The 326-nt window shown below is 47.2% G+C and carries 1 rRNA gene; it reads right to left on the bottom strand.

The window, feature by feature from the left end:
- Positions 1–326 (bottom strand): 23S ribosomal RNA (locus SBH76_RS13585); the annotation flags it as partial.

Raw genomic sequence — 326 nt, 5'->3', positions numbered from 1 at the left:
TTGCCTTAGGCCCCGACTTACCCTGAGTAGATCAGCTTTACTCAGGAAACCTTAGATATTCGGCCAAGAGGATTCTCACCTCTTTCTCGCTACTCATTCCGGCATTCTCTCTTCTTATTACTCCACCATTCCTTCCGGTATGGCTTCTACGCCTCTAAGAATGCTCCTCTACCAATGTATTACTACATTCCTAGGCTTCGGTGTTGTGTTTAGCCCCGGACATTTTCGGCGCAGGACCTCTCGACTAGTGAGCTGTTACGCACTCTTTTAATGTATGGCTGCTTCTAAGCCAACATCCTAGCTGTCTTCGAAATCCCACATCCTTT

The sequence above is a fragment of the Lachnoanaerobaculum sanguinis genome (assembly GCF_033242365.1).
Taxonomy (GTDB): Bacteria; Bacillota; Clostridia; order Lachnospirales; family Lachnospiraceae; genus Lachnoanaerobaculum; species Lachnoanaerobaculum sanguinis.
Note: the sequence above shows the minus strand (reverse complement) of the source record. Positions and strands in the feature narration are given on the sequence as shown.